This window comes from Bartonella japonica, from assembly GCF_040545385.1.
Lineage (GTDB): Bacteria > Pseudomonadota > Alphaproteobacteria > Rhizobiales > Rhizobiaceae > Bartonella > Bartonella japonica.
Window position 1 is genome coordinate 35,531 of record NZ_JBEPLT010000006.1, and the last position, 24,606, is coordinate 60,136.

The 24,606-nt window shown below is 37.0% G+C and carries 20 protein-coding genes and 1 pseudogene; 12 read left to right on the forward strand and 9 right to left on the reverse strand.

All coding sequences use genetic code 11. From position 1 onward, the window contains the following. Positions 1-33: 33 nt before the first annotated feature. The gene (gene rpsO / locus ABID39_RS03890; RefSeq protein ID WP_354186226.1) at positions 34-303 is read right to left on the reverse strand and encodes a 30S ribosomal protein S15; all 270 of its coding nucleotides are present in this window, start codon (positions 301-303) and stop codon (positions 34-36) included. A gap of 319 nt (positions 304-622) precedes the next feature. Between rpsO and ABID39_RS03895 the strand changes: the two genes are divergently transcribed. Continuing rightward, positions 623-2,251, forward strand: coding sequence for an MFS transporter (locus ABID39_RS03895; protein WP_354186228.1), 1,629 nt, complete (start codon positions 623-625; stop codon positions 2,249-2,251). A gap of 56 nt (positions 2,252-2,307) precedes the next feature. Here the strand turns inward: ABID39_RS03895 and ABID39_RS03900 are convergent, their stop codons facing one another. The 4 genes from ABID39_RS03900 to ABID39_RS03915 all read right to left on the reverse strand — a co-directional run bounded on the left by ABID39_RS03900 (position 2,308) and on the right by ABID39_RS03915 (position 6,051). Beyond that, the gene (locus ABID39_RS03900; RefSeq protein WP_354186230.1) at positions 2,308-2,850 is read right to left on the reverse strand and encodes a DNA polymerase; all 543 of its coding nucleotides are present in this window, start codon (positions 2,848-2,850) and stop codon (positions 2,308-2,310) included. 322 nt (positions 2,851-3,172) lie between these two features. Beyond that, positions 3,173-3,586 carry an 8-oxo-dGTP diphosphatase MutT gene (gene mutT / locus ABID39_RS03905; RefSeq protein WP_354186232.1) on the reverse strand — a complete coding sequence of 138 codons (414 nt, stop codon included), beginning with the start codon at positions 3,584-3,586 and terminating at the stop codon, positions 3,173-3,175. Between the two features lie 139 nt (positions 3,587-3,725). After that, positions 3,726-4,964, reverse strand: coding sequence for a bifunctional glutamate N-acetyltransferase/amino-acid acetyltransferase ArgJ (argJ, locus tag ABID39_RS03910; protein WP_354186234.1), 1,239 nt, complete (start codon positions 4,962-4,964; stop codon positions 3,726-3,728). Positions 4,965-5,097: 133 nt separating this feature from the next. Beyond that, complete coding sequence (locus ABID39_RS03915) at positions 5,098-6,051, reverse strand: peptidylprolyl isomerase (protein WP_354186236.1); 954 nt, start codon at positions 6,049-6,051, stop codon at positions 5,098-5,100. Positions 6,052-6,483: 432 nt separating this feature from the next. Here ABID39_RS03915 and secA point away from each other — a divergent pair, with 432 nt between their 5' ends. From secA to prmC, 4 genes and pseudogenes are all read left to right on the forward strand, one after another. Further along, on the forward strand, positions 6,484-9,201 hold the full coding sequence (gene secA / locus ABID39_RS03920; protein ID WP_354186238.1) for a preprotein translocase subunit SecA: 2,718 nt from the start codon (positions 6,484-6,486) through the stop codon (positions 9,199-9,201). Continuing rightward, positions 9,140-9,638, forward strand: a pseudogene (locus tag ABID39_RS03925) (Fur family transcriptional regulator). Before secA ends, ABID39_RS03925 begins: the two are co-directional and overlap by 62 nt. 194 nt (positions 9,639-9,832) lie before the next feature. Then, entirely contained in the window at positions 9,833-10,912 is a 1,080-nt protein-coding gene (gene prfA / locus ABID39_RS03930) for a peptide chain release factor 1 (protein WP_354186240.1), read from the forward strand. After that, a complete protein-coding gene (prmC, locus tag ABID39_RS03935) occupies positions 10,909-11,775 on the forward strand; it encodes a peptide chain release factor N(5)-glutamine methyltransferase (protein ID WP_354186242.1) in 867 nt (288 codons plus the stop codon). The genes prfA and prmC overlap by 4 nt, the downstream gene beginning before the upstream one ends. Here the strand turns inward: prmC and nrdF are convergent. Genes nrdF through nrdH form a run of 4 tightly spaced genes read right to left on the reverse strand, consistent with a single transcriptional unit; the run spans position 11,772 to position 15,512 of the window. Then, on the reverse strand, positions 11,772-12,746 hold the full coding sequence (gene nrdF / locus ABID39_RS03940) for a class 1b ribonucleoside-diphosphate reductase subunit beta (protein ID WP_354186244.1): 975 nt from the start codon (positions 12,744-12,746) through the stop codon (positions 11,772-11,774). The two genes, prmC and nrdF, sit on opposite strands and share 4 nt — an antisense overlap. 11 nt (positions 12,747-12,757) lie before the next feature. Further along, complete coding sequence (gene nrdE, locus ABID39_RS03945) at positions 12,758-14,908, reverse strand: class 1b ribonucleoside-diphosphate reductase subunit alpha (RefSeq protein ID WP_354186246.1); 2,151 nt, start codon at positions 14,906-14,908, stop codon at positions 12,758-12,760. After that, complete coding sequence (nrdI, locus tag ABID39_RS03950) at positions 14,890-15,288, reverse strand: class Ib ribonucleoside-diphosphate reductase assembly flavoprotein NrdI (RefSeq protein ID WP_354186248.1); 399 nt, start codon at positions 15,286-15,288, stop codon at positions 14,890-14,892. The genes nrdE and nrdI overlap by 19 nt, the downstream gene beginning before the upstream one ends. Continuing rightward, a complete protein-coding gene (gene nrdH / locus ABID39_RS03955; RefSeq protein ID WP_354186326.1) occupies positions 15,288-15,512 on the reverse strand; it encodes a glutaredoxin-like protein NrdH in 225 nt (74 codons plus the stop codon). The genes nrdI and nrdH overlap by 1 nt, the downstream gene beginning before the upstream one ends. Before the next feature lie 699 nt (positions 15,513-16,211). Between nrdH and ABID39_RS03960 the strand changes: the two genes are divergently transcribed. From ABID39_RS03960 to ABID39_RS03990, 7 genes are all read left to right on the forward strand, one after another. Further along, entirely contained in the window at positions 16,212-16,964 is a 753-nt protein-coding gene (locus tag ABID39_RS03960) for an ABC transporter ATP-binding protein (RefSeq protein WP_354186250.1), read from the forward strand. 3 nt (positions 16,965-16,967) lie between these two features. Then, positions 16,968-17,849, forward strand: coding sequence for a metal ABC transporter permease (locus ABID39_RS03965; protein ID WP_354186252.1), 882 nt, complete (start codon positions 16,968-16,970; stop codon positions 17,847-17,849). A 1-nt stretch (position 17,850) separates the two neighbouring features. Continuing rightward, positions 17,851-18,777, forward strand: a complete 927-nt coding sequence (locus ABID39_RS03970) for a metal ABC transporter solute-binding protein, Zn/Mn family (protein ID WP_354186254.1) — start codon at positions 17,851-17,853, stop codon at positions 18,775-18,777. Between the two features lie 1,195 nt (positions 18,778-19,972). Then, positions 19,973-21,298 (forward strand): sn-glycerol-3-phosphate ABC transporter substrate-binding protein UgpB, encoded by a 1,326-nt coding sequence (gene ugpB, locus ABID39_RS03975; RefSeq protein WP_354186256.1) that lies wholly within the window; start codon positions 19,973-19,975, stop codon positions 21,296-21,298. A gap of 104 nt (positions 21,299-21,402) precedes the next feature. Continuing rightward, on the forward strand, positions 21,403-22,287 hold the full coding sequence (gene ugpA / locus ABID39_RS03980) for a sn-glycerol-3-phosphate ABC transporter permease UgpA (protein ID WP_354186258.1): 885 nt from the start codon (positions 21,403-21,405) through the stop codon (positions 22,285-22,287). A gap of 10 nt (positions 22,288-22,297) precedes the next feature. Further along, on the forward strand, positions 22,298-23,149 hold the full coding sequence (gene ugpE / locus ABID39_RS03985) for a sn-glycerol-3-phosphate ABC transporter permease UgpE (RefSeq protein ID WP_354186260.1): 852 nt from the start codon (positions 22,298-22,300) through the stop codon (positions 23,147-23,149). Between the two features lie 2 nt (positions 23,150-23,151). Beyond that, a complete protein-coding gene (locus tag ABID39_RS03990) occupies positions 23,152-24,198 on the forward strand; it encodes a sn-glycerol-3-phosphate import ATP-binding protein UgpC (protein ID WP_354186262.1) in 1,047 nt (348 codons plus the stop codon). Positions 24,199-24,606: the final 408 nt, after the last annotated feature.

The window sequence follows — 24,606 nt, forward strand, 5'->3', positions numbered from 1 at the left end:
TTTTCAAAGAATATTACCCACCCACTGTATCTTTTAGCGACGTAAACCTAACTTTTTAATAAGTATCTGATAACGATTTTGGTCAATTCCTTTAAGGTAATCAAGAAGACGACGGCGTTGAGAGACCATTTTCAGAAGACCACGACGAGAATGATTATCTTTTTTGTGAGATTTAAAATGGTTCGTCAAATTAGCAATACGCTCAGAAAGTACGGCAACCTGTACTTCTGGTGATCCTGTATCACCAACTTTATTAGCATACTCTGCAACAAGAGCTTGTTTACGTTCAGCTGTAATCGACATCGCATCATCCTTTCAAAAAACGAAGAAACAAAAGCCACCCATAGCCGAGATGTCGTTCAGCAAGGGTCTACGACAAACAAGAAGAGTTGAAGACTCTTACTTGCTTTTGGCATCTATATAGGAAATAAGGTTAAAATACTAGTCCCTGAAAGCATTTTAAAAACCTTCTTGTAAGGAAAGGATTTTATTTTAAAATATTAATTTCAGCATATTTTATGAGAAATTTTGTATTATTTTGTTACAGGTATTCTTCTTTGCAAAGTAAGAGTATCTGTATAGTAGCAAAAAGTGGTAAAATACCCCACTTTAGAGGAAAAAGATGCAAAATATTCCAACACTAGAACTTTTTCGTAATTCGGTATTTCGAAATTTGTGGTCATCCACTCTTATTTTTAACTTAGGTGGACTCGTACAAGCTGTTGGAGCAGGATGGTTAATGACATTGATTAGTTCTTCACATTCCATGGTTGGGCTGGTTCAAAGTGCTATGACATTACCGCTTGTTATGTTCTCTCTCATGGCAGGGGCATTAGCTGACAATTTTAATCGGCGTCAAATTATGTTGTGCGCCCAAATTATGATGATGGTTATCTCGATGAGTTTAGCTATTTTATCCTATATGGGCTTTCTAACACCTTGGCTTTTATTATGCTTCACATTTTTAATTGGCTGTGGAGCAGCCTTTTATAATCCTTCTTGGCAAGCAACAATAGGGGATATTGTAAGTAGAGAAAATATTCCTGCTGCTGTTAGTTTGAACAGTGTTGGCTTTAATTTGATGCGTAGTGTTGGTCCTGCTATGGGTGGTGCCATTATTGCTACTCTCGGTGCCACCGCAGCTTTTTTATTTAATACGATAAGTTATATTCCTTTAATCGGCGCTTTGTTTTTATGGAAACAAAGCTATGAAAACAGCACTTTGCCACGAGAAAGACTTTTAGGAGCTGTTTCAGATGGTTTACGCTATGTTGCAATGTCATCTAACCTTCTGAATATTATGATTCGGGCGTTTCTTTTTGGTATTGGAGCGATTTCGATTCTAGCACTTTTACCAATTGTTGTGCATAAAATTCTCAATGGAAATGCACTTCTTTACGGTACATTGCTTGGTTGTTTTGGTTTGGGAGCAATAACAGCTGGTATTATTAATTCCTCAGTCCGTCTTTATTTTTATTCAGAAACAATTATTGCAAGTGCATTTATTGGTTTTACTGCTTCTTGCTTTTTTTTAGCGATCAGTCGTTCGTTGATTATAAGCCATATTGCCTTATTTCCTGCAGGTCTATGTTGGGTTTTGGCATTATCGTTGTTTAATACATCTGTGCAACTTTCTACACCACGCTGGGTTGTTGCACGTGCTTTAGCACTGTATCAAACAGCATCTTATGGGGGAATGGCTATCGGAAGTGCAATTTGGGGGTTCTTGGCTGATAGTTATTCTCCAACAATTGCTTTGAGTATTTGTTCTCTTTTCTTAATTGTTGGAGCTCTTGCAGGAATAAAATTTCGGATTCAAGAAATCCCTCAAATAGATCTTGATCCACTTGATCATTTCAGAGAACCAGAGCTTTTACTTGACTTAAAAGCACAAAGTGGTCCGATCATGATTATGATCGATTATCAAATTCATGAAGATGATCTTGAGGAGTTTCTTAAAGTAATGACACGTCGTCGCCATATTCGGTTACGTGATGGTGCTCGTCAATGGGTTCTTTTACGTGATCTTGAAAGACCTGAATATTGGACAGAAGCATATCATATGCCAACATGGGTAGATTATTTGCGCCATAATCACCGTCGTACAAAAGCAGATGCAGAGGTCAATAAACTTTTGCATCGCTTAAATCGCATACCAGATGGTATAAAAATACATCGCATGATTGAGCGACAAACAATACCACATGCCAGTGAGATGCATTTAAAACCCCCTGCAAACCAATTACCTTGATAATTTAAGAGAGCTAAGACAGCTTTCTTGTAAGCTATTTAATATGTGCAATATATTTAAAGTTTCTGTTTTAATTCTGGAAAATTTTTTGCCATTTTATTTGACCAAATTGATTTTGCACCGGATGCTAATGTCATTTCATTATTACCAAATTCGAATCTTTTTTTTATGGCAATTGCTAGACCTACTGAATCATTTAAACAATAATCAACGTCTTTTTTAGTTATTATGACGTCTTCTATAGTTTCATATAGAGGGGTTGTTCCTTTCTCTAAATCAGTAAATGATTTCATTACGTCTTTTAAAGGAGATAAAAATAAAGGATATGAATCCACTAGAGTAATTTTTTTTGATTTAAATGATAGTTGTAATTTTAGTATTTTATCATTGTTAGTGATAAAATCATTGTTAGTGGGGGTTATTTTATTATCAGGATTAAAATGACACCATGATCTAATAATAGCATAATCATATGTTAGATTATGAGCATAGAATCGTGAATTTTTGGGTTGTTTTTTCATAAATTTTAAAAGTAATTCTACAACATTACCCTCATCAATAGTGAATACTTCACTGTAATTTGTATCTTCAATATTCACTATAGATACCATATATGGGGTTACGGGTTCGGTTATATTTGCTTCAAAATCAAAAGTGAAAAATTGATAAAAATAATCATTTTACAAAATCACAATTGAGAAGTTTCAATAACATACACTGTTGTAAATGGGCTTTTTAAGCAATGAAAAATGTTTCTTTAAAGAAAATTCACGAACGCATTGCGCACTGGTAATTCCTTGTGCATGAGAAATGTATCATAATGATGGTTAAGAAGTAGATTCGGAAAAATCCTCTTTATTAACAATACTTCATACAACAAATACCTCTTATTTTAAAAAGGATTTTCTTCTTTAAAGAACATTAAAGAAGGAGGTTTTTTAATGCTTGCACTAACGGCTTATCAGCATCAGGCATTGGATATTGATCAAGATCACCAATAAAAACCCATTTTAAATTTTGCCCCTCTCGTCCCCGTGCTACCCCCTCATAATGGTAACAAAGATACAGTGGCATTAAGAGATGAAATGTCTCATAAGCATGGCTTACAAATGTTAAGGGTAATAAATCACCTTGCTGAACATGAATACCAAGTTCTTCCTCTAACTCACGAATCAATGATACTTCTGGGGTTTCACCTTGCTCAATCTTTCCACCCGGAAACTCCCATAAACCAGCTAGTGATTTGCCCTGAGGGCGCTCTGTCAGCAAAACACAATTATCTTGACCTAATAATGCGCATGCAACAACAACAAGAAGCGAACTTTCTATAGGCATACATCTCTCCACCTACGGGGATAATAAAAATAATGCTTTCTTCTATCATATCCCCCCTCCACAAAAATAAAAAAAAACAGTTCCCATCCTATCTGAAAAAATATCAAAGACATCCAATATCAAATTTATGATATATGCGCTAACTTCTGTAATCACCATTGATCATAACGTATTCTTTCGTCAAATCGCATGACCAAATTGTTGCCTTACCAGTGCCTAAACCGATATCAACACGAATTGTAATGTGTTTTTCTTGCATATAAGTGTTTATTGCCTCTTCACAATACTCAGGGTCTCGTTCACCATTGATAGCCAAGCGATGTTCACCAAACCAAATTTCTAATAGATCACGATCTACTTCAACCCCAGCCTTGCCAACTGCCATAACCACCCGCCCCCAATTAGCATCTTCACCAGCAATGGCTGTTTTTACAAGTGGTGAATTTGCAATTGATAAAGCTATAATCTTAGCAGCATGATCTGTTGTCGCGCCAATCACATTCACCTCGATTAAATGGCGAGCTCCCTCACCATCACAAACAACTTGTATTGCAAGCTCATGCAAAAGCGCCTTCAATTGCTTTGCAAACACCTCATAACGCGGATCAGACTGACTCGTAATACAAGGAATTTTCCCCTTTGCTTTTCCTGTCGCAAACATCATAAGGGTATCTGAGGTGGAAGTATCGCTATCGACAGTAATGGAATTAAAAGACTCCTGAACCGCTTCCGATAACATGGATTGGAGTATATCTGAAGAAATACTCGCATCACTCACAACAAACGAGAGCATTGTTGCCATATCTGGCGCAATCATACCAGCCCCTTTTGCAATCCCGTTAATGGTAACAATCTCTCCCCCACAGTCAAATCTGCGCGTAGCAAGTTTTGGAAATGTATCAGTCGTCATAATAGCTTTTGCAGCTTCCAACCAATTTCCTTCTTCTGCTGTTTTTGCCATACTTGGTAAAAGATTCACCACACCCGATGCATCCATTGGCTCGCCAATAACACCTGTAGAGGCTATAAAAATTTCATTTTCTCTAACCTTCAAAATGCTTGCTGCTGCACGCATTATTGCATTTGTTGTATGTTTTCCTTTACGTCCCGTGAAAGCATTTGCATTCCCAGAATTAACGATAACACCTCTAGCAATCCCATGAAGGAGTGATGCCCGACAGTGCTCAACAGGAGCAGAAGGGCATTTTGAGCGCGTAAAAACACCTGCCACACTCGCTGGTTCATCAAATATGATAAAAAGAAGATCCGTACGCCCCTTATATTTAATGCCAGCTTCAGCTGTTGCTATACGCACACCCGACAATGGTGGAAGCCCCTGTATTTTTGAGGGAGACAAAGGCGATATTTTTAAAACCACTGTGCAATCTTCACTTTCTATCAAATAAATAAAATTTTATCACATGTAATGAGTGCAAATAAACTATACTTCTCGCAAACAACTACTAGGATTTTTGAATAAAACCAATCTCTCAAATCGCCTAGCTCTAATACTATTCCCCTTCTTCCTCATCGGAGTTTTCATCCGAAAGCGGTGTTTCATTTTGATGAAGAGATTGCATCAATTTTATGACATTGGGATCAGGATATTTCACATCTAGTTTATTGTGCAACTCAGTAATTAATTTTTGGTAGTGCTCTTTTATCAGCTGTGTGCGCAAGACCTCCTTCACATCATCAAATACAGGAGGTTCTTTCAAACGGCGATCTTCTACCTTGATAATATGCCAACCAAAAGGGCTTTCAACGGGCTTTTTAGTATATTCGCCAACTTTTAAAGAAAATGCAGCATCTTCGAAAGACTTGACCATTTGACCATGGCTAAAATAACCAAGATCACCACCAACAGCAGCTGAACCATCAGTGGAATTCTTTTTTGCAACCTCTTCAAAGCTCTCCCCCTTATTTAAACGCTTAATGATAGCTTCTGCTTCTTTGCTTGTTTTGACCAAAATATGACGCGCTTTCACTTCATCCTCTTTGGGCAAAGCAGCAACTTCTTTATTGTAAAGAGCTTCCAAATCAGAATCCGAAATTTTATCAACAATTGCCTGTTTAAAATAAAGCTGTTGAAGAACATTATCACGCATAACTGCCATACGTTTATTATACGCTTCACTCTTATCGATTCCCACTTGAATAGCTGCTTTAGCAAGTGCTTGCATATCTAAGTAAGCTTTTAAAACCATTACACGGCGTTGTTCATCAGGAAGACGCGCTAAATTAGGATTTATTTCAAGCGCTAACTCATCCAATTGCCCTGCTGTAATATCCTTCCCATCAATAACTGCCATAACATGTGAGGGAAGAACTGTTTTTTCAGAAGCTTTTTCCAAAGTCTTTAAATCGCTCGACGATGAATTCAAACTTTCTCGGGCAACCACCCCTAAACTCGTACTTGCCAATAAAGTTGATGCCAAAAACAGCGTGATAAAATTGGACTTCATAAATATACTCCTTAAAAATGAAGGCAGATTTAAGATTCTCATTTTCTTTACCATAATATTTTAATTTCTAAACATAGATAAATGAATAATTTTATTTAAAAAAAAACATAAACTTGTCTTTTTATCTCAATTTATCCTTATCTTAGTTCATTCAACCCTCCTTAACACTGCAAAAAACATGACAATACAAAAAATAGCGTATTATATCCTAAATTACTTTGTATTGTATCAAATAAACAGCATCACTAAAGTTGACACGATGCATTTGGCCTCTTATTTCTATTCTCCTGAAGTGAAAAATTGCACTTTGAAAAGTGTAATGGTAATATTTTCTTCGTCCAATTATATTAGAATGCCTTGGAAACGCAAATTATGGGGATAATATATGTCGTATCCAAAAATAATGATAACAATTAAAGGAAAGAACCAGAAATGGTCGGTTTAGGTGTTTTTGCTCGTAAATTTTTTGGCTCAGCTCAAGAGCGACGCCTAAAGGCTCTTCGCCAAAGAGTCGTACAAATTAATGCTTTAGAAGAACAGTTCCTGAAATTAAGCGATGCGCAACTTTGTCAAAAGACTGATGAGTTCCGTAATCGTCTCTTAGAAGGTGAGACTGTTGACTCTCTCCTGCCGGAAGCTTTTGCAACTGTCCGTGAGGCAGCAAAACGTGTCTATGATATGCGTCCTTTCGATGTACAACTCATTGGTGGAATGGTACTTCATGACTGTGGCATCGCTGAAATGCGCACAGGTGAAGGCAAAACACTTATGTCTACTCTGCCAATTTATCTTAATGCATTGGAAGGAAAAGGGGTTCATGTCGTTACGGTAAACGATTACCTTGCTAGTCGTGATGCTGAAACAATGGGAAAAATCTTTAATTTTCTGGGACTCACAACCGGTGTGATCCTTCATGACCTTGATAATAATGCCCGCCGAGAAGCCTATGCATGTGACATCACTTATGCAACAAATAATGAATTGGGTTTTGATTATCTACGTGATAATATGATCTTTGATCCCCATCAAATGGTCCAGCGTGGACATCATTATGCAATTGTCGATGAAGTTGATTCAATCCTCATTGATGAAGCACGTACTCCCCTTATTATTTCTGGTCCTTTAGAAGACCGCACCGACTTTTATAACCTTATTGATACATTTATTCCTGCCTTAACTGCAGAAGACTATGAAATAGATGAAAAGCAAAAAACAACAACTTTTACCGAAGTCGGTACTGAAAAAATTGAAAAAATGCTCGAACAAGCTGGACATCTTAAAGGCGAAAGTCTTTATGACATAGAAAACGTTGCAATCGTTCATCATATCAATAACGCCCTTAAAGCCCATAAGTTGTTTGTCCGTGACAAGGACTACATCGTTCGTAATGACGAAATTGTTATTATCGATGAATTTACAGGCCGTATGATGCCAGGACGGCGTTATTCTGAAGGACTTCATCAAGCCCTAGAAGCCAAAGAGCATGTTGCTATTCAACCAGAAAATCAAACACTCGCTTCTATCACTTTCCAAAATTATTTCCGTATGTATAGAAAACTGTCGGGGATGACTGGAACCGCCACAACCGAAGCTGAAGAATTCAGTAGTATTTATGGTCTTGAGGTTGTAGAAATCCCCACAAACTTACCAATACAGCGTCTTGATGAAGACGATGAAATCTATCGAACAGCAGAGGAAAAATATCGTGCTATCGTGCGTGATATCCGTCAAGCACACGAGAAAGGACAGCCTATTCTTGTTGGAACAACGTCTATTGAAAAGTCAGAACAATTGGCAGAACGTTTACGAAAAGAAGGCATTACTGATTTTAGAGTTTTAAATGCCCGCTATCATGAGCAAGAAGCATATATTATTGCACAAGCAGGAGTTCCTGGTGCTTTAACCATCGCAACCAACATGGCTGGTCGTGGAACGGATATACAACTTGGCGGTAATATTGAAATGCGTATTCGACAAGAATTACAGGATATACCCGATGGAAAAGAACGGACTGTTAAAATTGAAGAAATAAAAAAAGATGTTAAGCAGCTTAAAGAAAAAGCATTAGCTGTTGGTGGACTTTATGTCATCGCTACTGAACGCCATGAGAGCCGTCGTATTGACAACCAGCTGCGTGGACGCTCTGGTCGCCAAGGCGATCCTGGTCGCTCAAAATTCTTTCTCTCTCTTCAAGATGATCTCCTGCGTATCTTCGGCTCTAATCGTATGGATAGTATGCTGCAAAAACTGGGATTGAAAGAAAATGAAGCTATTATCCATCCATGGATCAATAAAGCTCTTGAAAAAGCGCAAAAAAAAGTCGAAGCACGAAATTTTGAAATTCGTAAAAATTTGTTAAAATATGACGATGTCATGAATGATCAACGCAAAGTCATTTTTGAACAGCGTATGGAAATCATGAATGCAGATGATTTAACAGACATGATCATTGAAATGCGTAACGAAGTGGTTGAAGATCTTGTAGATGCCTATATCCCTTCTGGAACATACTCTGAAAAATGGAATGTAAAAGCTCTACAAGAAGACATTCATCAACTTTTCAATCTTGAGCTTCCAGTAGAAGAATGGACAAAAGAAGATGGAATTGCCGAAGAACAAATTTTAGAACGCATATCAGATGCTCTCACTAAACTTGAAAACGAGCGGACTGAACGCTACTCTCCAGAAGTTATGGCTTATTTTCATAAAGCTATATTGCTTGAAACTATTGATATTTTATGGCGTGAACATCTGGTAAGTTTAGACCATTTACGATCTGTTGTTGGTTTTCGTGGTTATGCACAACGAGATCCACTCAACGAGTATAAAACAGAGTCATTTGAACTTTTTCAGACTATGCTCAGAAATTTGCGTAGAATCGTTACTTCTAAACTTATGCGTTTTGAAATTACTCAATCCCCTACAGAACCACTCATTGTTGAGAAAACTGATGCTGATTCTTTTGTCTTTAACGATAAAGGTGAAGAAAGCCATTCAACTTTGTGGAAACTGTCAAAAGAAAATCGATTGGTTAATCCGAAAAACCGTGATCCAAACGATTCAGCCACATGGGGAAAAGTAGGACGTAATGAACGCTGTCCCTGTGGTTCAGAGAAGAAATACAAACATTGTCATGGAGCTTTCGTTTAAAAAACAAATAGATTAAGAAGATGAATAAAAAACGAAACTATGAGCAGGAATTGCGATCTGCAGGTTTAAGAGTAACACGTCAAAGGCGTATTATTCTCGATATTTTGACTGATACAAATGATCATCCAAACGCATTTGAAATTTTTCAGCGTGCCCATAAAGTCGATTCCAGTATTTCGCTCTCAACTGTTTATAGAACTATGAAAATATTAGAAGGAAACGGGAAAATTCATCGCCATACATTTAGTGGCGGACCATCTCGTTTTGAGCAAGCAGACGGGCAACACCATGATCATCTTATTGATGTAGAAACAGGAAAAGTTATTGAATTTCATTCTGATATCATTGAAAATCTACAAGAAGAAATTGCTCAATCCCTTGGCTATGATATCATTCATCACCGTCTTGAACTTTACGGAAAAAAACGTAATGCTTAAAGCAATAATTCCATATGTATAAACAAAAATTCCCCCGTGAAAATCGAATTTTAGATATGTTCATCTTAAAAACTGTAGTTTTCATTGGCAAAAAAATTTTTCTGCTTTATTACCCTCTCTTATTTGATGCTAAAAAGTATTCAATCACCAATATGACAACAAAAAGTGTTATAACAAATTAGGCCAATATTATCATGGTTTCTTTGCCACAAGATCGTATGAAACAGCTTGAAAAGCGCTTTGAAATAATTGAAAGTCAAATGGTTCAAAGTCCAAATGCTGAAACATATATAAAATTATCTTCTGAATATGCAGAATTACAGCCTATTGTTCATTCTATACGAACACTAAATGCTCTTTACATAGAAATCACAGAGCTAGAAACTATCATCAGTGATAAAATAACAGAGACAGAAATGCGCAACCTCGCCCAAGAAGAGCTCTCATTATTATGTCAGAAAATGGAACAACTTGAACAAGAACTCCAGATTCTGCTTTTACCTAAAGATGTTGCTGATGAAAAAAGTGCTATTGTTGAAATTCGAGCAGGAACAGGAGGATCAGAAGCAGCGCTCTTTGCTGGTGATCTTTTTCGCATGTATGAACGTTATGCTGCTTCTCATAACTGGAAAGCTGAAGTAATTTCACTTAATGAGGGAGAAGTTGGTGGATATAAAGAAATTATTGCCACCATTTCAGGTAAAGGTGTTTTTTCTAAACTGAAATTTGAATCAGGTGTTCACCGTGTGCAACGCATCCCTGAAACAGAAACAGGAGGACGTATCCATACCTCTGCAGCTACCGTTGCAGTCCTTCCAGAGGTGGAAGAAATTGATATTGAAATTCGTCCAGAAGATATCCGCATCGATACAATGCGCGCCTCTGGAGCAGGAGGACAACATGTCAATACAACCGATTCAGCAGTTCGTATCACGCATATTCCAACAGGAATTATGGTTGTACAAGCAGAAAAATCACAACACCAAAATCGCGCACGAGCACTCCAAATTTTACGCGCGCGTTTGTTTGACATAGAACGACAAAAAGCAGAAAGTGAGCGTTCAGCATCCCGCAAAAATCAAGTCGGCTCTGGTGACCGATCAGAACGTATTCGCACCTATAATTTCCCTCAAGGACGTGTTACAGATCATCGTATTAATCTTACGCTGTATAAACTTGATCGTATCCTAGAAGGAGATCTTGATGAGCTTATTAATGCACTCATATCTGATCATCAGACAGCACTCCTTGCGGAAATGGACAATAATGGATGAGCCGTCATACTCTCAATGATATTCTTCTAAAAATGCAAAAAAAATTGCGAGATCATGGGATTCCGAATGCAAATCTTGATGCAAAAATACTTGTTGAATGGGTCACAAATACCAATGCATCTGATAGGATTTCCCAACCAACTATGTGCCTATCATTTGAGCAAATCACACAACTAGAACATGCCATACAACGACGTATTGCTGGCGAACCTGTCTATCGGATCATTGGAAAACGAGAATTTTATGGTATATCTTTCGCATTATCTCACGATACATTAGAACCGCGCTCCGATACAGAAACCCTCGTAGATCTTGTTTTACCACTCCTTAAACAACAGGTTAAAAAATCAAAAAAAATAACACTGCTTGATATGGGCACAGGAAGTGGTGCTCTTGCCATTGCCATTCTCAAACAAATTCCCCAATCCTATGCGATAGCTGTCGATATTTCTGAAGACGCTCTTAAAACAGCCACCCAAAACGCAGAAAACGCAGAAGTTGCAAACCGTTTTACACCTCTCCTTAGTAATTGGTTTGACGCTGTCACAGACCAATTTGATCTTATTATTTCTAATCCACCTTATATCCCAGAAAAAGATATCAAAAACCTTGCAAAGGAAGTGCGTTTACATGATCCCTTACGCGCATTAATAGGCGGGAAAGATGGACTTGATTTTTATCGAAAACTCGCTCAAGAAGCAGCAAACTATTTAAAAGCAAAAAGTTATATCGCTGTCGAGATTGGCTATTCTCAAGAAAAAGATGTCTGTGACCTATTTGAAAAGAATGGCTTCCAGCATTTAGAAATGCGCAAAGACCTCAGTGGTATCCCCCGCGCCCTTCTCTTCGCATACCAGCATTAAAACTCCCAATCATCATCCGTTGTCGCCACCGCCTTACCAATGACATAAGAAGACCCTGACCCTGAAAAGAAATCATGATTTTCATCAGAGTTTGGTGACAAAGACGCCAGAATAGCAGGATTAACATGGCAAACTTCTGCTGGGAAAAGAGCTTCAAACCCAAGATTCATTAAAGCCTTATTCGCATTATAATGAAGAAAAACCTTCACTTCTTCTGTCAAGCCAAGTGCATCATAAAGATCTTCAGTATATTTGCATTCAATATTGTAAAGGTCGAAGAGTAAATTAAAAGCAAAATCTTTAATTTCCTTCTTTTTAGATTCATCAAGTTTTGCAAACCCCAATTGAAATTTATAGCCTATATAATAACCATGTACAGCTTCATCACGAATGATAAGCCGAATAAGATCAGCTGTATTTGTTAATTTAGCGCGGCTTGCCCAATACATTGGTAAATAAAAGCCAGAGTAAAACAAAAAGCTTTCTAGCAAAGTCGAAGCAATTTTCTTCTTTAATGGATCATCTGCTTCATAACGCTCAAGCACTAATCTGGCTTTTTTCTGTAAATGAACATTTTCTTCTGACCACCTAAATGCATCATCAACTTCTACTGTTGAGCATAAAGTTGAAAAAATAGAAGAATAAGAACGTGCATGAACCGCTTCCATGAACGCAATATTCGTCAATACCGCCTCCTCATGCTCTGTTATTGCATCAGCCATAAGAGAAACGGCTCCTACAGTATTTTGAATTGTGTCCAAAAGAGTCAAACCTGTAAAAACACGAATTGTTAGTTTTCGCTCTTCTTCCGTCAAACTTGACCATGAAGGAATATCATTAGAAAGTGGAACCTTTTCAGGCAACCAAAAATTTCCGGTTAAGCGGTTCCATACTTCAAGATCTTTCTCATCATGCAATCTATTCCAATTGACAGCGCAAACAACAGGATTCTTTGTTGTAATCTTTGTCATATAATGACCTCCTATAAACTGCACGAAACACAGCCATCTACTTCTGTTCCATTTAACGCTACTTGCCGCAACCGTATATAATAAATGCTCTTTATACCTTTTTTCCAAGCGTAAATTTGTGCTCGGTTAATATCACGCGTAGTAGCAGTATCAGGAAAAAATAATGTTAATGAAAGACCTTGATCAACATGCTGTGTAGCAGCAGCATAAGTATCAATAATTTTTTCGGGTCCAATCTCGTAAGCATCTTGGTAGAAATTCAAATTCGTATTATCCATGTAAGGAGCAGGATAATAAACACGCCCAATTTTTCCCTCTTTGCGAATTTCAATCTTTGAAGCAATTGGATGAATAGAAGATGTTGCATGGTTAATATAGGAAATGGACCCCGTTGGAGGAACAGCCTGTAAATTACGATTATAAAGCCCATACTCAATAACCAAATTCTTAAGTTCCTGCCAATCTTTTTGGTTGGGTATAACGATATTATTACGTGCAAAAAGCTCTTGGACAAGCGCAAATTGCGGCTTCCATTCTCTCTCAATATATTTTGCAAAAAAACTGCCATCTGCATAAGTAGACTTCTCAAACCCTACAAATACTTTCTGACGCTCGCGTGCAATTAAATTGGAGGCACGAATTGCGTGATAGGTTACAATATAAAAATAGATATTCGTGAAATCAATTGCTTCTGGAGATCCATAATAAATCTTCTCACGCGCTAAAAAACCATGCAAATTCATTTGTCCTAAACCAATCGCATGACTTTCAGCATTGCCTTTCGCAATAGAAGGCACACACGCAATATCACTCATATCAGAAACAACCGTAAGAGCACGAACAGCAGCTTCTACTGTCTGCCCGAAATCACTGCTTTCCATTGCTTTTGCAATATTCATTGAACCAAGATTACAAGATATATCAGTTCCAACAGTGCGATAAGTTAAATCTGTCTCCAGTTCACTTGCTTCACTCACCTGCAAAATTTCTGAACATAAATTGCTCATACTTATACGTCCAGCCACAGGATTAGCTCGGTTAGCTGTATCTTCAAATAAAATATAAGGATATCCTGATTCAAATTGAATCTCTGCTAATGTCTGAAAAAAGACACGTGCACTTATTTTCTTTTTACGAATCTTTGCATTATCAACAAAAGATCGATAATGCTCCGTCAAAGAAATATCGCTAAAGGGCTTCCCTGTAACACGCTCAATATCATAAGGTGAGAACAGATACATATCCTCATTATTACGTGCAAGCTCAAAAGTAATATCAGGAATAACGACACCAAGAGAAAGCGTTTTGATTCTGACCTTTTCATCAGCATTCTCGCGCTTTGTATCCAAAAACTTCATAATATCTAAATGATGTGCGTGTAAATAAACAGCACCTGCCCCTTGCCGTGCACCAAGTTGATTGGCATAAGAAAAAGCATCTTCCAAGAGTTTCATCACAGGTAGTACACCTGAAGATTGGTTTTCTATTTGCTTAATTGGTGCCCCTGCCTCCCGCAAATTGGTTAAACAAAGCGCCACACCTCCACCACGTTTCGAAAGCTGTAAAGCTGAATTGACAGAACGACCTATCGATTCCATATTGTCTTCAACACGCAACAAAAAGCATGAGACCAATTCACCACGCTGCCTCTTCCCTGCATTCAAAAATGTTGGTGTCGCAGGTTGAAATCGACCTGTAATAATTTCATCCACAAGAGTTTCAGCGAAGGATTTATTCCCTTGCGCTAAATACAAAGCAACAAGGCAGACACGGTCTTCATAACGTTCAAGATAGCGTTTTCCATCAAAGGTCTTTAAAGTATAGCTCGTATAATACTTAAATGCTCCCACAAATGTAGGGAAACGAAACTTAAATGCATAAGCACGTTTAAAGAGTTTTTTGATAAAAGAAAAATCATAAAGCTCAAATAGAGCTTTTTCATAATAACCTTCCTCTATCAAATAATCTATTTTCTCCTTAAGATTATGAAAAAAAACCGTATTTTGGTTAACATGCTGAAGAAAATATTGCCGTGCAGCTAGACGATCCATATCAAATTGAATATGACCATTTTCATCATAAAGATTAAGCATTGCATTCAATGCATGATAATCCATGATCTGACCTGATTTCTGTGATTGCTCTATACTAGTTGTGTCCAAAATCTTTCCAATCCCTTTTTTACACAAATAACATCTTCATCGGTTCCACGTAGCTCAAAACGATATAAGCAAGGTACAAAACATTTTTCAGAAATGATCTTGCTCGCTAAATTATAATAGCGACCAAAATTACGATTCCCACCACCAATGACACCACGAATTAATTTGCGATTACCTTCTTCATTGAGGAAGCGAATAACGGCTTTTGGTACAGCCCCTCTCCCTTCACCATCTGCATAAGTAGGAACAACTAACACATAAGGCTCATTAACCAACACAGGCGGCTTTTTTTTATCAATTTTGAGGAGCGTTTGCCCCAGTTGAGAGACAAAATATTCTGTATTACCCGTTGCACTCGAATAATAAACAAGAAGTCCCATTAAACACAAAGACCACTAATCATATCTGGTCTAAAACCGGACCAATGATTTTCACCACAAACAACTACAGGGACCTGACGATACCCTAGAGATTGAACAAAACTATATGCTTGTTCATCACGAGAAATATCTACAACACGATAATCAATACCTTTAGCATCAAAGGCACGACGCGTTGCATCGCATTGAACACAAAATGGCTTGCTATAAATAGTGACCGGCATTTTTTTCAACTTTCTAACCTTAAAAAATCAACCCTTAAAGGATACTCATTCTGATAAATTCATTGAGACTCAAGAATAACAAAAAACAAAAATCGTACGCAAACACATATGGCTATATTCTCGTTCAAACAACATATAGTTTTCTGAACATCAAGGAAATTCTCACCAAATAAATTTAAAATTATGATGAGAGTAAACGATTATTCTATAACTTAAATGATAAAGCTCTTCAGTTATAAAACAACTCTTAGCTTGCATTACAATTCCCTCCTACTGTCTAAAAACTAATGCTCTCAGCGAGAGCTCTTCAAGGCTTAGTTCTACCTTATTTATTATGACAAAAACTAACTTACAAAAGCGAAAGGAAATTCCCCCAAGAGAAGACCTCTTAGCAAAAAGCACTCCTCTATCCTTGGTCAATAAAATCTTCGCAATTACATTACGGAAATAATTTAGACGTCAAATAAAACACACTATGCCCTCACTTGTGCCTATTTAGAATCACCAATCGTTTTGGTACTACATATAGTATACACACACTCTCTTTCGTCAAGAAAAATTCAATTATTATTTTGAATTTTCCACGATCTTCCCACTAAAAATCTTAATGCCTAAAACATATGTAATAATATAACATTTTATTGACAAATGTTATATTATTACATAACTTTCCAAGACATAATAAAGGTGGTGTGAATTATGGTGCTGCATTTCGATCATACAACATTAGGCTATATAAATAGAATAGCCATAAAGAGCTTTTCAGCAAACTTAAAGGTTGGCTCATTGATTGCAATAACAGGCAATAATGGTGCTGGAAAATCTACATTGCTGAAATCCATTGCTGGATTGATCAAACCTCTCAAAGGTGAAATTACCAAACCGAAGAAAAGTCGGATTGCCTACCTTGCTCAACAGTGTGATATAGATCAAACATTTCCCATTGATGTCAAAACACTTATAAAAACGGGATTGTGGTCTTTTTGTGGATTATGGAAAAACCAGCGCCCTTATGATTCTAAAATTCAAGATGCACTTGAAATGGTTGGGCTTACAGCACTCGCTACTCGTTCACTGGATACACTTTCGAGTGGACAATTACAACGTGCCCTTTTTGCTCGTATCATTGTACAAGATGCCGATATCATCTTGCTTGATGAACCTTTCAATGGTGTAGATCAAAAGACTCAAAAAGATCTTCTAGCGTTAATCGTGCACTGGCAACAACAAGGGAGGACAGTTCTTGCAGCACTTCATGATTCTCTCATTGTACAAGAATATTTTCCCCAAATGATTCATATTCATAAACAAAATGCCTTTTATGGAGAAACAGCACAATTTTTCCACAACAACATTTATCAGGTTATACAACCTCCCATATCTAACTCTTCGTGTATCAGTGTGCTAAAACAATATTCTCCCCTCAATAATCCTCACTCTATGAGGTTATAATACGTGTACGCATTTTTTCTTGCACCTTTCATGGATTTCCACTTCATGCAAAATGCTCTTATCGGCTCAATTCTCCTGTCGATCAGTGCCTGTCCTATTGGTGTCTTTTTGATGCTACGTGGAATGAGTTTAACAGGAGATGCTATCTCTCACGCCATTCTCCCTGGCGTTGCTGCTGCTTTTCTTTTTTGTGGATTCTCGCTTATATCTATGACACTTGGCGGTATCTTAGCTGGCTTTATTGTTGTTCTAGCAACCGCCTTGATTTCACGAAATAGCTTTCAAAAAGAAGACGCCTCAATGACCGTCTTTTATCTGATTGCCCTCGCAACAGGCGTCATTATTGTTTCGCTTAGAAACTCTACGACAGATCTGCTCCATCTCTTATTTGGTTCGGTTCTTGCACTTGATACACAAGCCCTCTTCCTGATCACCACCATAACGGCGATTACAGTGTGCAGCCTTTACATTTTATGGCGTGCACTCCTCGTAGAAAGCTTCGACCCTTTCTTTTTTAAATCACTCTCTCCCTTGAGCAAATACGTTCATCTATCATTGCTCGGACTTGTTGTATTGAATTTGGTTGGCGGTTTTCAGTCATTAGGAACATTACTTTCTGTCGGCATTATGATGATTCCAGCTATTACAGCGCGTTTTTGGCTTTCGCGTTTGGGCCCTATCTGTATACTTTCCACCCTTTTAGGAATCATTGCTAGCATATGCGGACTACTGCTTTCTTTTCATCTGTCACTCCCCTCCGGTCCTTCTATCATCATTGCTGCTGGATCTATTTATCTTTTTTCCTGCCTCATAAGTCCACGCGGCTTTATCGTGGCATGGTTTCTCCGCCTTTTTTGTACGTCCCTTCCAGACTTAAGGAAATAATGTGTTTAAATTTATTCAAAAACCTGTTTTGCTTGGAACACTCTTCTTGTTTTCCCTTTTTCCATTTTCTGCTTTTGCACATAATAAAATCAGGGTCATCGCGAGCTTTTCTATTCTTGCAGATTTAATCAAAAACGTAGGAGGAAACCATATTTCTCTAACTACTTTTGTCGGACCAAACGCGAGTCCTCACATTTATGAGCCTACCCCCCATGATGTACAAGCTCTTAGAAATGCTCATATTATTTTCATCAATGGACTTCATTTAGAAGGTTTTATTGATCGCCTCATTACAGCAAGTGGCACAAAAGCACATCTTGTCAAAGTAAGCGCTAACATTTCCCCACTTGAAAATAAAGATCATGAACAGAGTACCCAACAATATCATCATCACAGTAATCTTGATCCACATGCTTGGCAAGCAATCCCTAATGTTGAAATTTATGTCAAAAATATTGCCACTGCTTTCTGCGAAATTGATGAAGAATCCTGTGCAAGCTACAATAAAAATGCCGAATCCTACATCCAAAAACTGAAAGCAATGCAAGAAACACTTAAAAGAAAAATTGCTACAATACCCAAAGATAAGCGTACTATTATCACGTCTCATGATGCCTTTGGTTATTTTTCTCAAGAATATGGCTTCACCATACTTGCTCCTCAAAATGCTTCAACAGAAGCTGAAGCTACCGCAGCCGATGTAGCCAAACTTATCAAACAAATTAAAACCAACAAAGCAGCAGCCTTATTTGTTGAAAATATCTCTAATCCTCGTCTTATAAAACAAATCTCAAAAGAAACAGGTTTAAAAATCGGTGGAACGCTCTATTCTGATGCATTATCAAATGAAAATGAACCCGCTGCAACTTATCTTGATATGATGGAACATAATGTTAAAACCATTATCGATGCAATTACAGAACACTAAGATATATCTGTACAAAGATAATAAAATCGTAATCGTTAGAAATTATCATGCTACCAATAATAGTAACATAAATGTTTAAGCTAAGATAATTTATGAGCAGAATATTACATCAATAAGATAAGATTATGGATCGCTTTATTGCCTATCTCATACCTAAAAGAGCTTTAACTATACCAAATTTTTGAAAAAAGTTTATTTTAGAATATTTTTGTCCATAAAACTAATATCATATATACAATAATTTCTCCATTTTTGCACGAAGAAAAATACTTTATCGATCAAAATCTCCTGCTCTTGGTAATAGATTAATTTATGATGATTCATAATATTAAATATGAACCTTGGATGTTGTCAGATTCTCTCATTTTAATCCTGTTCATGATGAATCAATCAACACCATTCATTCCCTCGCATATCATCAGCAGAGTCAAGGTACGGACAAAAATCGCTTAAAATTAAGAACTAAAATGCCTTTCTACAAATCATCTCAATGCAAAAATTATTGTAATACTGGAAGCTGCAAAAAATATAATGATAGCCACAACTTGTGTAAAAACATTTAAAAGCTGTTTTTATTGTAGATCAAAGATACCGTTCATCATCTCTGAAAGGTTTCTTTGCCTTTAAAACAAAGCTTATTAGAAAATTTTAAAAGCTGAATCTAAAGTATGATTTTATTACGTATACACAGAAAATTTGAAAAGCAATATTCTCTCAATGAATCAAATTTTGACTTTAGCAAACGTTATAGTCAGTAGAATATCAAGAACTTCACATGAAGTTATCGTTCAAAAATTACAAAATAAGTAACATGCAAAACAAACAATACTCGTCAAAACTTGCCTTTAATAAACCTTTGAACGTCTATTTAAAATCATAAATGCCAATACTGCAACGCTCTAACTGCGTTTTGATTTCATTAAATGGTATTGACTCTTTATATCCTTAAAATTCCTTTATAATTTGTCCAGTTAAACCTTTACAATCTTTATCAACTATTTATTGATATCTCATCAACATACAATAGCTCTTATAAAGAAAAACTGATAAGCTTAAACAAATTCGTTTGACCTTTTAGTGGTTCCTGTTTAAATGGATCAGTATATTTTTGAAACAAAACTATCATAGCATGTTCATGTGTAATACTATAAATCCATGGGGAATTTATATTCCATCACTTCAGAAAGGGTGAACCATGAATCGTTTTTATCTTTCTATCATCGCTTTTACGATCGCTCTGAGTGAGACAACAGCAAGTTTCGCGCAGACAAAAATTAGCTTTTGGCATTCTATGAGCGGTGAGTTAGGACAACAAACTGAACGTCTCATTAATGATTTTAATGCTAGCCAGTCTGAATACAAAGTTGTTCCCTCATTTCGTGGTGAATATGAAGAAAGTATGATTTCACTCATTTCAGCATTTCGCGGGAAACAACAGCCTGTTCTCGCTCAAATTTATGAAATCGGCACTGGAACCATGATGGCGGCAAAAGGGGCAGTTTATCCCATTTATCAACTCATGGCCGATACAAAGCAAGAATTCGATTCTAAAGATTATTTGCCTGCTATAAGTGGTTATTACTCTGATGTTGAAGGACGAATGTTGTCTATGCCATTCAATGCTTCAACACCGATCCTTTATTATAATAAAGATATTTTTAAAAAAGCGGGGCTTGATCCAGAGCATCCCCCTAAAACGTGGCAAGATATCGAAAAATTTTCCCAAAAAATTCTTGAAACTAAAGCAGCAAGTTGTGGTTTTACAATGTCTTATGCAGCTCAATGGATTGGTATAGAAAATTTTTCAGCATTACACAATCTTCCTTTTGGGACAGAAGAAAATGGCTTTGGTGGACTCAATTCAAAGCTTACCTTTAATGGACCTTTACAAGTACGTCTATGGACTGATCTGAAAAAATGGTCTGATCAAGGCATTTTCCGCTATGGTGGTCCTTCTGGCGCATTAGATGCAGCCCCCCTGTTTATGACACAAAATTGCGCAATCTTTATGCAATCTTCAGGATCTCGTGCAGGAATCCTTTCTGAAGCGCAATTTAATGTTGGATTTGGTATGCTACCTTACTATGATGATGTAGAAGGTGCACCACAAAATTCGATTATCGGTGGTGCTTCCATTTGGGCTTTAACAGGTCGTACTCCTCAAGAATATGCAGGAGCAGCTGCTTTTCTTAAATTTCTCTCAAAAGCTGATAATCAAGCTAAATGGCATCAAATAACAGGTTACCTGCCAACCACAAAAGCTGCTTATGAACTGACAAAAAAACAACGTTTCTATGAAAAAAATGTTGGCGCAGATATCGCCATTAAACAGATTACTCTTAACCCACCAACTGTTAACTCAAAAGGTATAAGATTTGGTAATTTACCGCAAATTCGTTCCATTCTTGACCAAGAACTAGAGGCTGTCCTTAGTGGCTCTAAAACACCTAAAAATGGATTAGATGAAACTGTTAAACGTGGTAATAAACTTTTACGTGAATTTGAGAAAGCCAATCATTAAGGTTTTATTATTGTCTTCAAAGATTAAAAACTCAACTAAACAGTTGAGTTTTTTCAGTGATTTTTTTATCTTTTTAAGTCTCTGTATTTTAAAGAACCCTACAAATGCAAGAAAAGCACGCATATTTCAAAAATAGTTTACTCTCCTACTGGCTGCTTTTTCCTCAGCTCATCGTAACTTTTTTGTTTTTCTTTTGGCCTGCTGCTCAGGCAATAAAGTCATCCTTTGAGCGTGAAGACCCTTTTGGATTCACAACAACCTTTATCGGTTTTGAAAATTATGTGACAATTCTCTCTGATCCTGATTATTTGAAATCGCTTCTCACAACCGCAGTATTTTCCATTTCGGTTACTGTCACTTCAATGACGATAGCGCTTCTTTTTGCTGTCTGTGTTGATCGTGTCATCCGTGCTAAAAAAGCCTATACAACGTTTTTGCTCTGGCCCTATGCCGTTGCTCCAGTACTGGCTGGAATATTATGGTTGTTTATCTTCCATCCAACTATTGGAATTATCCCTTTCCTTCTAGAGAAAATAGGAATTATCTGGAACTATCGGATTAATGGCACTCAGGCAATGATCCTTATTGTCATTGCGGCCAGTTGGAAACAAATCTCCTACAATTTTCTTTTTTTTCTTGCGGGGCTTCAATCTGTTCCACGTTCTCAAATAGAAGCAGCAGCAATTGATGGTGCAGGTCCTTTTAAACGATTTTGGACCGTAGTTTTTCCACAAATTTCACCTACTACATTTTTTCTTCTTATCGTCAATATCCATTATGTTATGTTTGATACATTTGGTATCATTGATAACATAACTTCTGGAGGCCCTGCACGTGCAACAAACACTCTCGTATACAAAGTGTATGACGATGGCTTTAAAAATCAAATAATCGGTGCATCAGCGGCGCAATCAACAATATTGATGTTGATGGTTATTATCTTAACATTTATTCAGTTCCGCTGGATTGAACGACGCGTACAGTATTAGGAAACAAATTATGGTTGAAAATCGCCCTATTTTGAAATTTCTAACCCATATAATCCTCATCGTTGGCATTATCATTATTTGCTTTCCAGTTTATATCGCTATCATTGCATCAACTCATAGTTCTGCAACATTCAGCTCAGGAACGTTGCCTCTTTTACCGGGGAATTATGCTCTAGAAAACTATAAAACTATCTTTGGTGATGGGCTTAAACAACTCGGTTTGCCCAATCTCTGGCCACTCTTAATGAATTCACTCATTATGGCACTTGGTATTAGTATTGGAAAAATTATTATTTCACTTTTTTCTGCTTATGCAATTGTTTACATGCGCTTTCCTTTCCGAAAAATTGCTTTTGCTCTCATCTTTGTCACATTGATGCTCCCAGTGGAAGTTCGTATTATTCCAACATATACAATTGTTGCACAGTTAAACATGATCAATACTTATGGCGGAATGATTATTCCACTTATTGCATCTGCAACTGCTACATTTTTATTTCGTCAGTTTTTTTTGACTGTTCCAGATGAACTCTTAGAAGCAGCTCGTGTTGATGGCGCAGGACCATTTAAATTTTTTAAAGATATCCTTCTTCCTCTTAGCAAAAGTAATATCGCTGCTTTATTTATTATTATGTTTATTTATGGATGGGTACAGTACCTTTGGCCTCTTATTGTTACGACTGATCAAAACCATCAAACTATTCTTATCATTTTAAAACAACTTATTGTTGAATCAATTCAACATGATCCTCAATGGAATATACTCATGGCAGTATCAGTTGTTGCCATGGTGCCGCCTATTCTTGTTGTTATTTGTATGCAGCGGCTTTTTGTCAAAGGTCTTATTGAAACGGAGAAGTGATTGTGGCCATAATCCAGTTATCGCATATAAAAAAACAGTATGACAACGGCATTCTGGTCATCGACGATTTAAACCTCACTGTTGCCGATAAGGAACTTCTTGTCCTTGTTGGTCCCTCAGGATGTGGAAAATCAACTTTGTTACGCATTATTGCAGGACTTGAGCAAATCACCTCAGGTGAACTCTATATTGATAACGAACGTATCAATAATCGTGAACCAGCCGATCGTGATATCGCTATGGTTTTTCAAAATTATGCACTTTATCCCCATATGACAGTGCGTGGAAATTTAGAATATGGTCTCAAAAATCGTAAAACTCCCAAAGATGAAATAAATAGGCGGATCACACAAGCTGCAAAGCTTTTACAAATAGAACCATTTCTTGATCGTAAACCACGACAATTGTCCGGAGGTCAACGTCAACGTGTTGCTATGGGGCGAGTCATCGTGCGTCAACCACGTGTCTTTCTCTTTGATGAGCCCCTCTCAAATCTTGATGCAAAATTGCGTGCGCAGATGTGTATTGAGATTAAGACTCTTCAGCGCTCATTGGGTACAACAAGCCTCTATGTTACCCACGACCAACTAGAAGCCATGACATTAGCTGATAGAATAGTTGTCATGAATAAAGGGGCTATCGAGCAAACTGGAACACCAATGGAAATTTATGATTATCCAGCAACAACATTTGTTGCTGATTTTATTGGTTCTCCTCCTATGAATTTTCTTGATCGCCAAATTTTAGAACAACACTTAGGTCGTTCATTTTCTTGTAGTAAAGAAACTGATCTTTTAGCATTTAGACCAGAAGTAATCTTGTTGGGAGAATATCCAGATAAAGGACCGACTTTCCACACACAAATTGAGCTTATCAAACCTATCGGAACAGGGTGTCATGTTTTAACACGTTGGAATAACGTCATCTTTACCATTGAAATCAAAGAACGCCTCACAAACGACTATGGTCAAGCATTAAGTTTTACTGTTCCTCATCAAAATTTCCATACTTTTAACAAAACCACAGGAAAACGCACAAGTAATAATTAAATCAAGTAAAAATGTAGATTGTAAACGGGATTTTATGTCTCTCAAAAACCTTGAAATAAATACGGATAAGCCTTCATTTTAAAATAATTCAATACATTATCATGAAAAAGTCCTATACCGATAATAAAGGATTTACAGAAAACTTACCGGTTTATTGAGAAATGATTTCTGGAGTTTTCTTGATAACTAAAAGTCTTACTCATTGTTTTATTAAGAGAATCTTTTTGTTGTGAATAAAAGTAGCTTAATATCCCCCTTTTCTTTAAGAAAGTAACATGACACCCCCACTATCATATATCTTGGTATGAAATGAAGATTCTTATATCGAATTTTTGAAAAACTTACTAAGAATTATGATGGTGAAGACTCTTTTGTTTTGTGTTTATCTCTGCACAGAAAAATATAAAT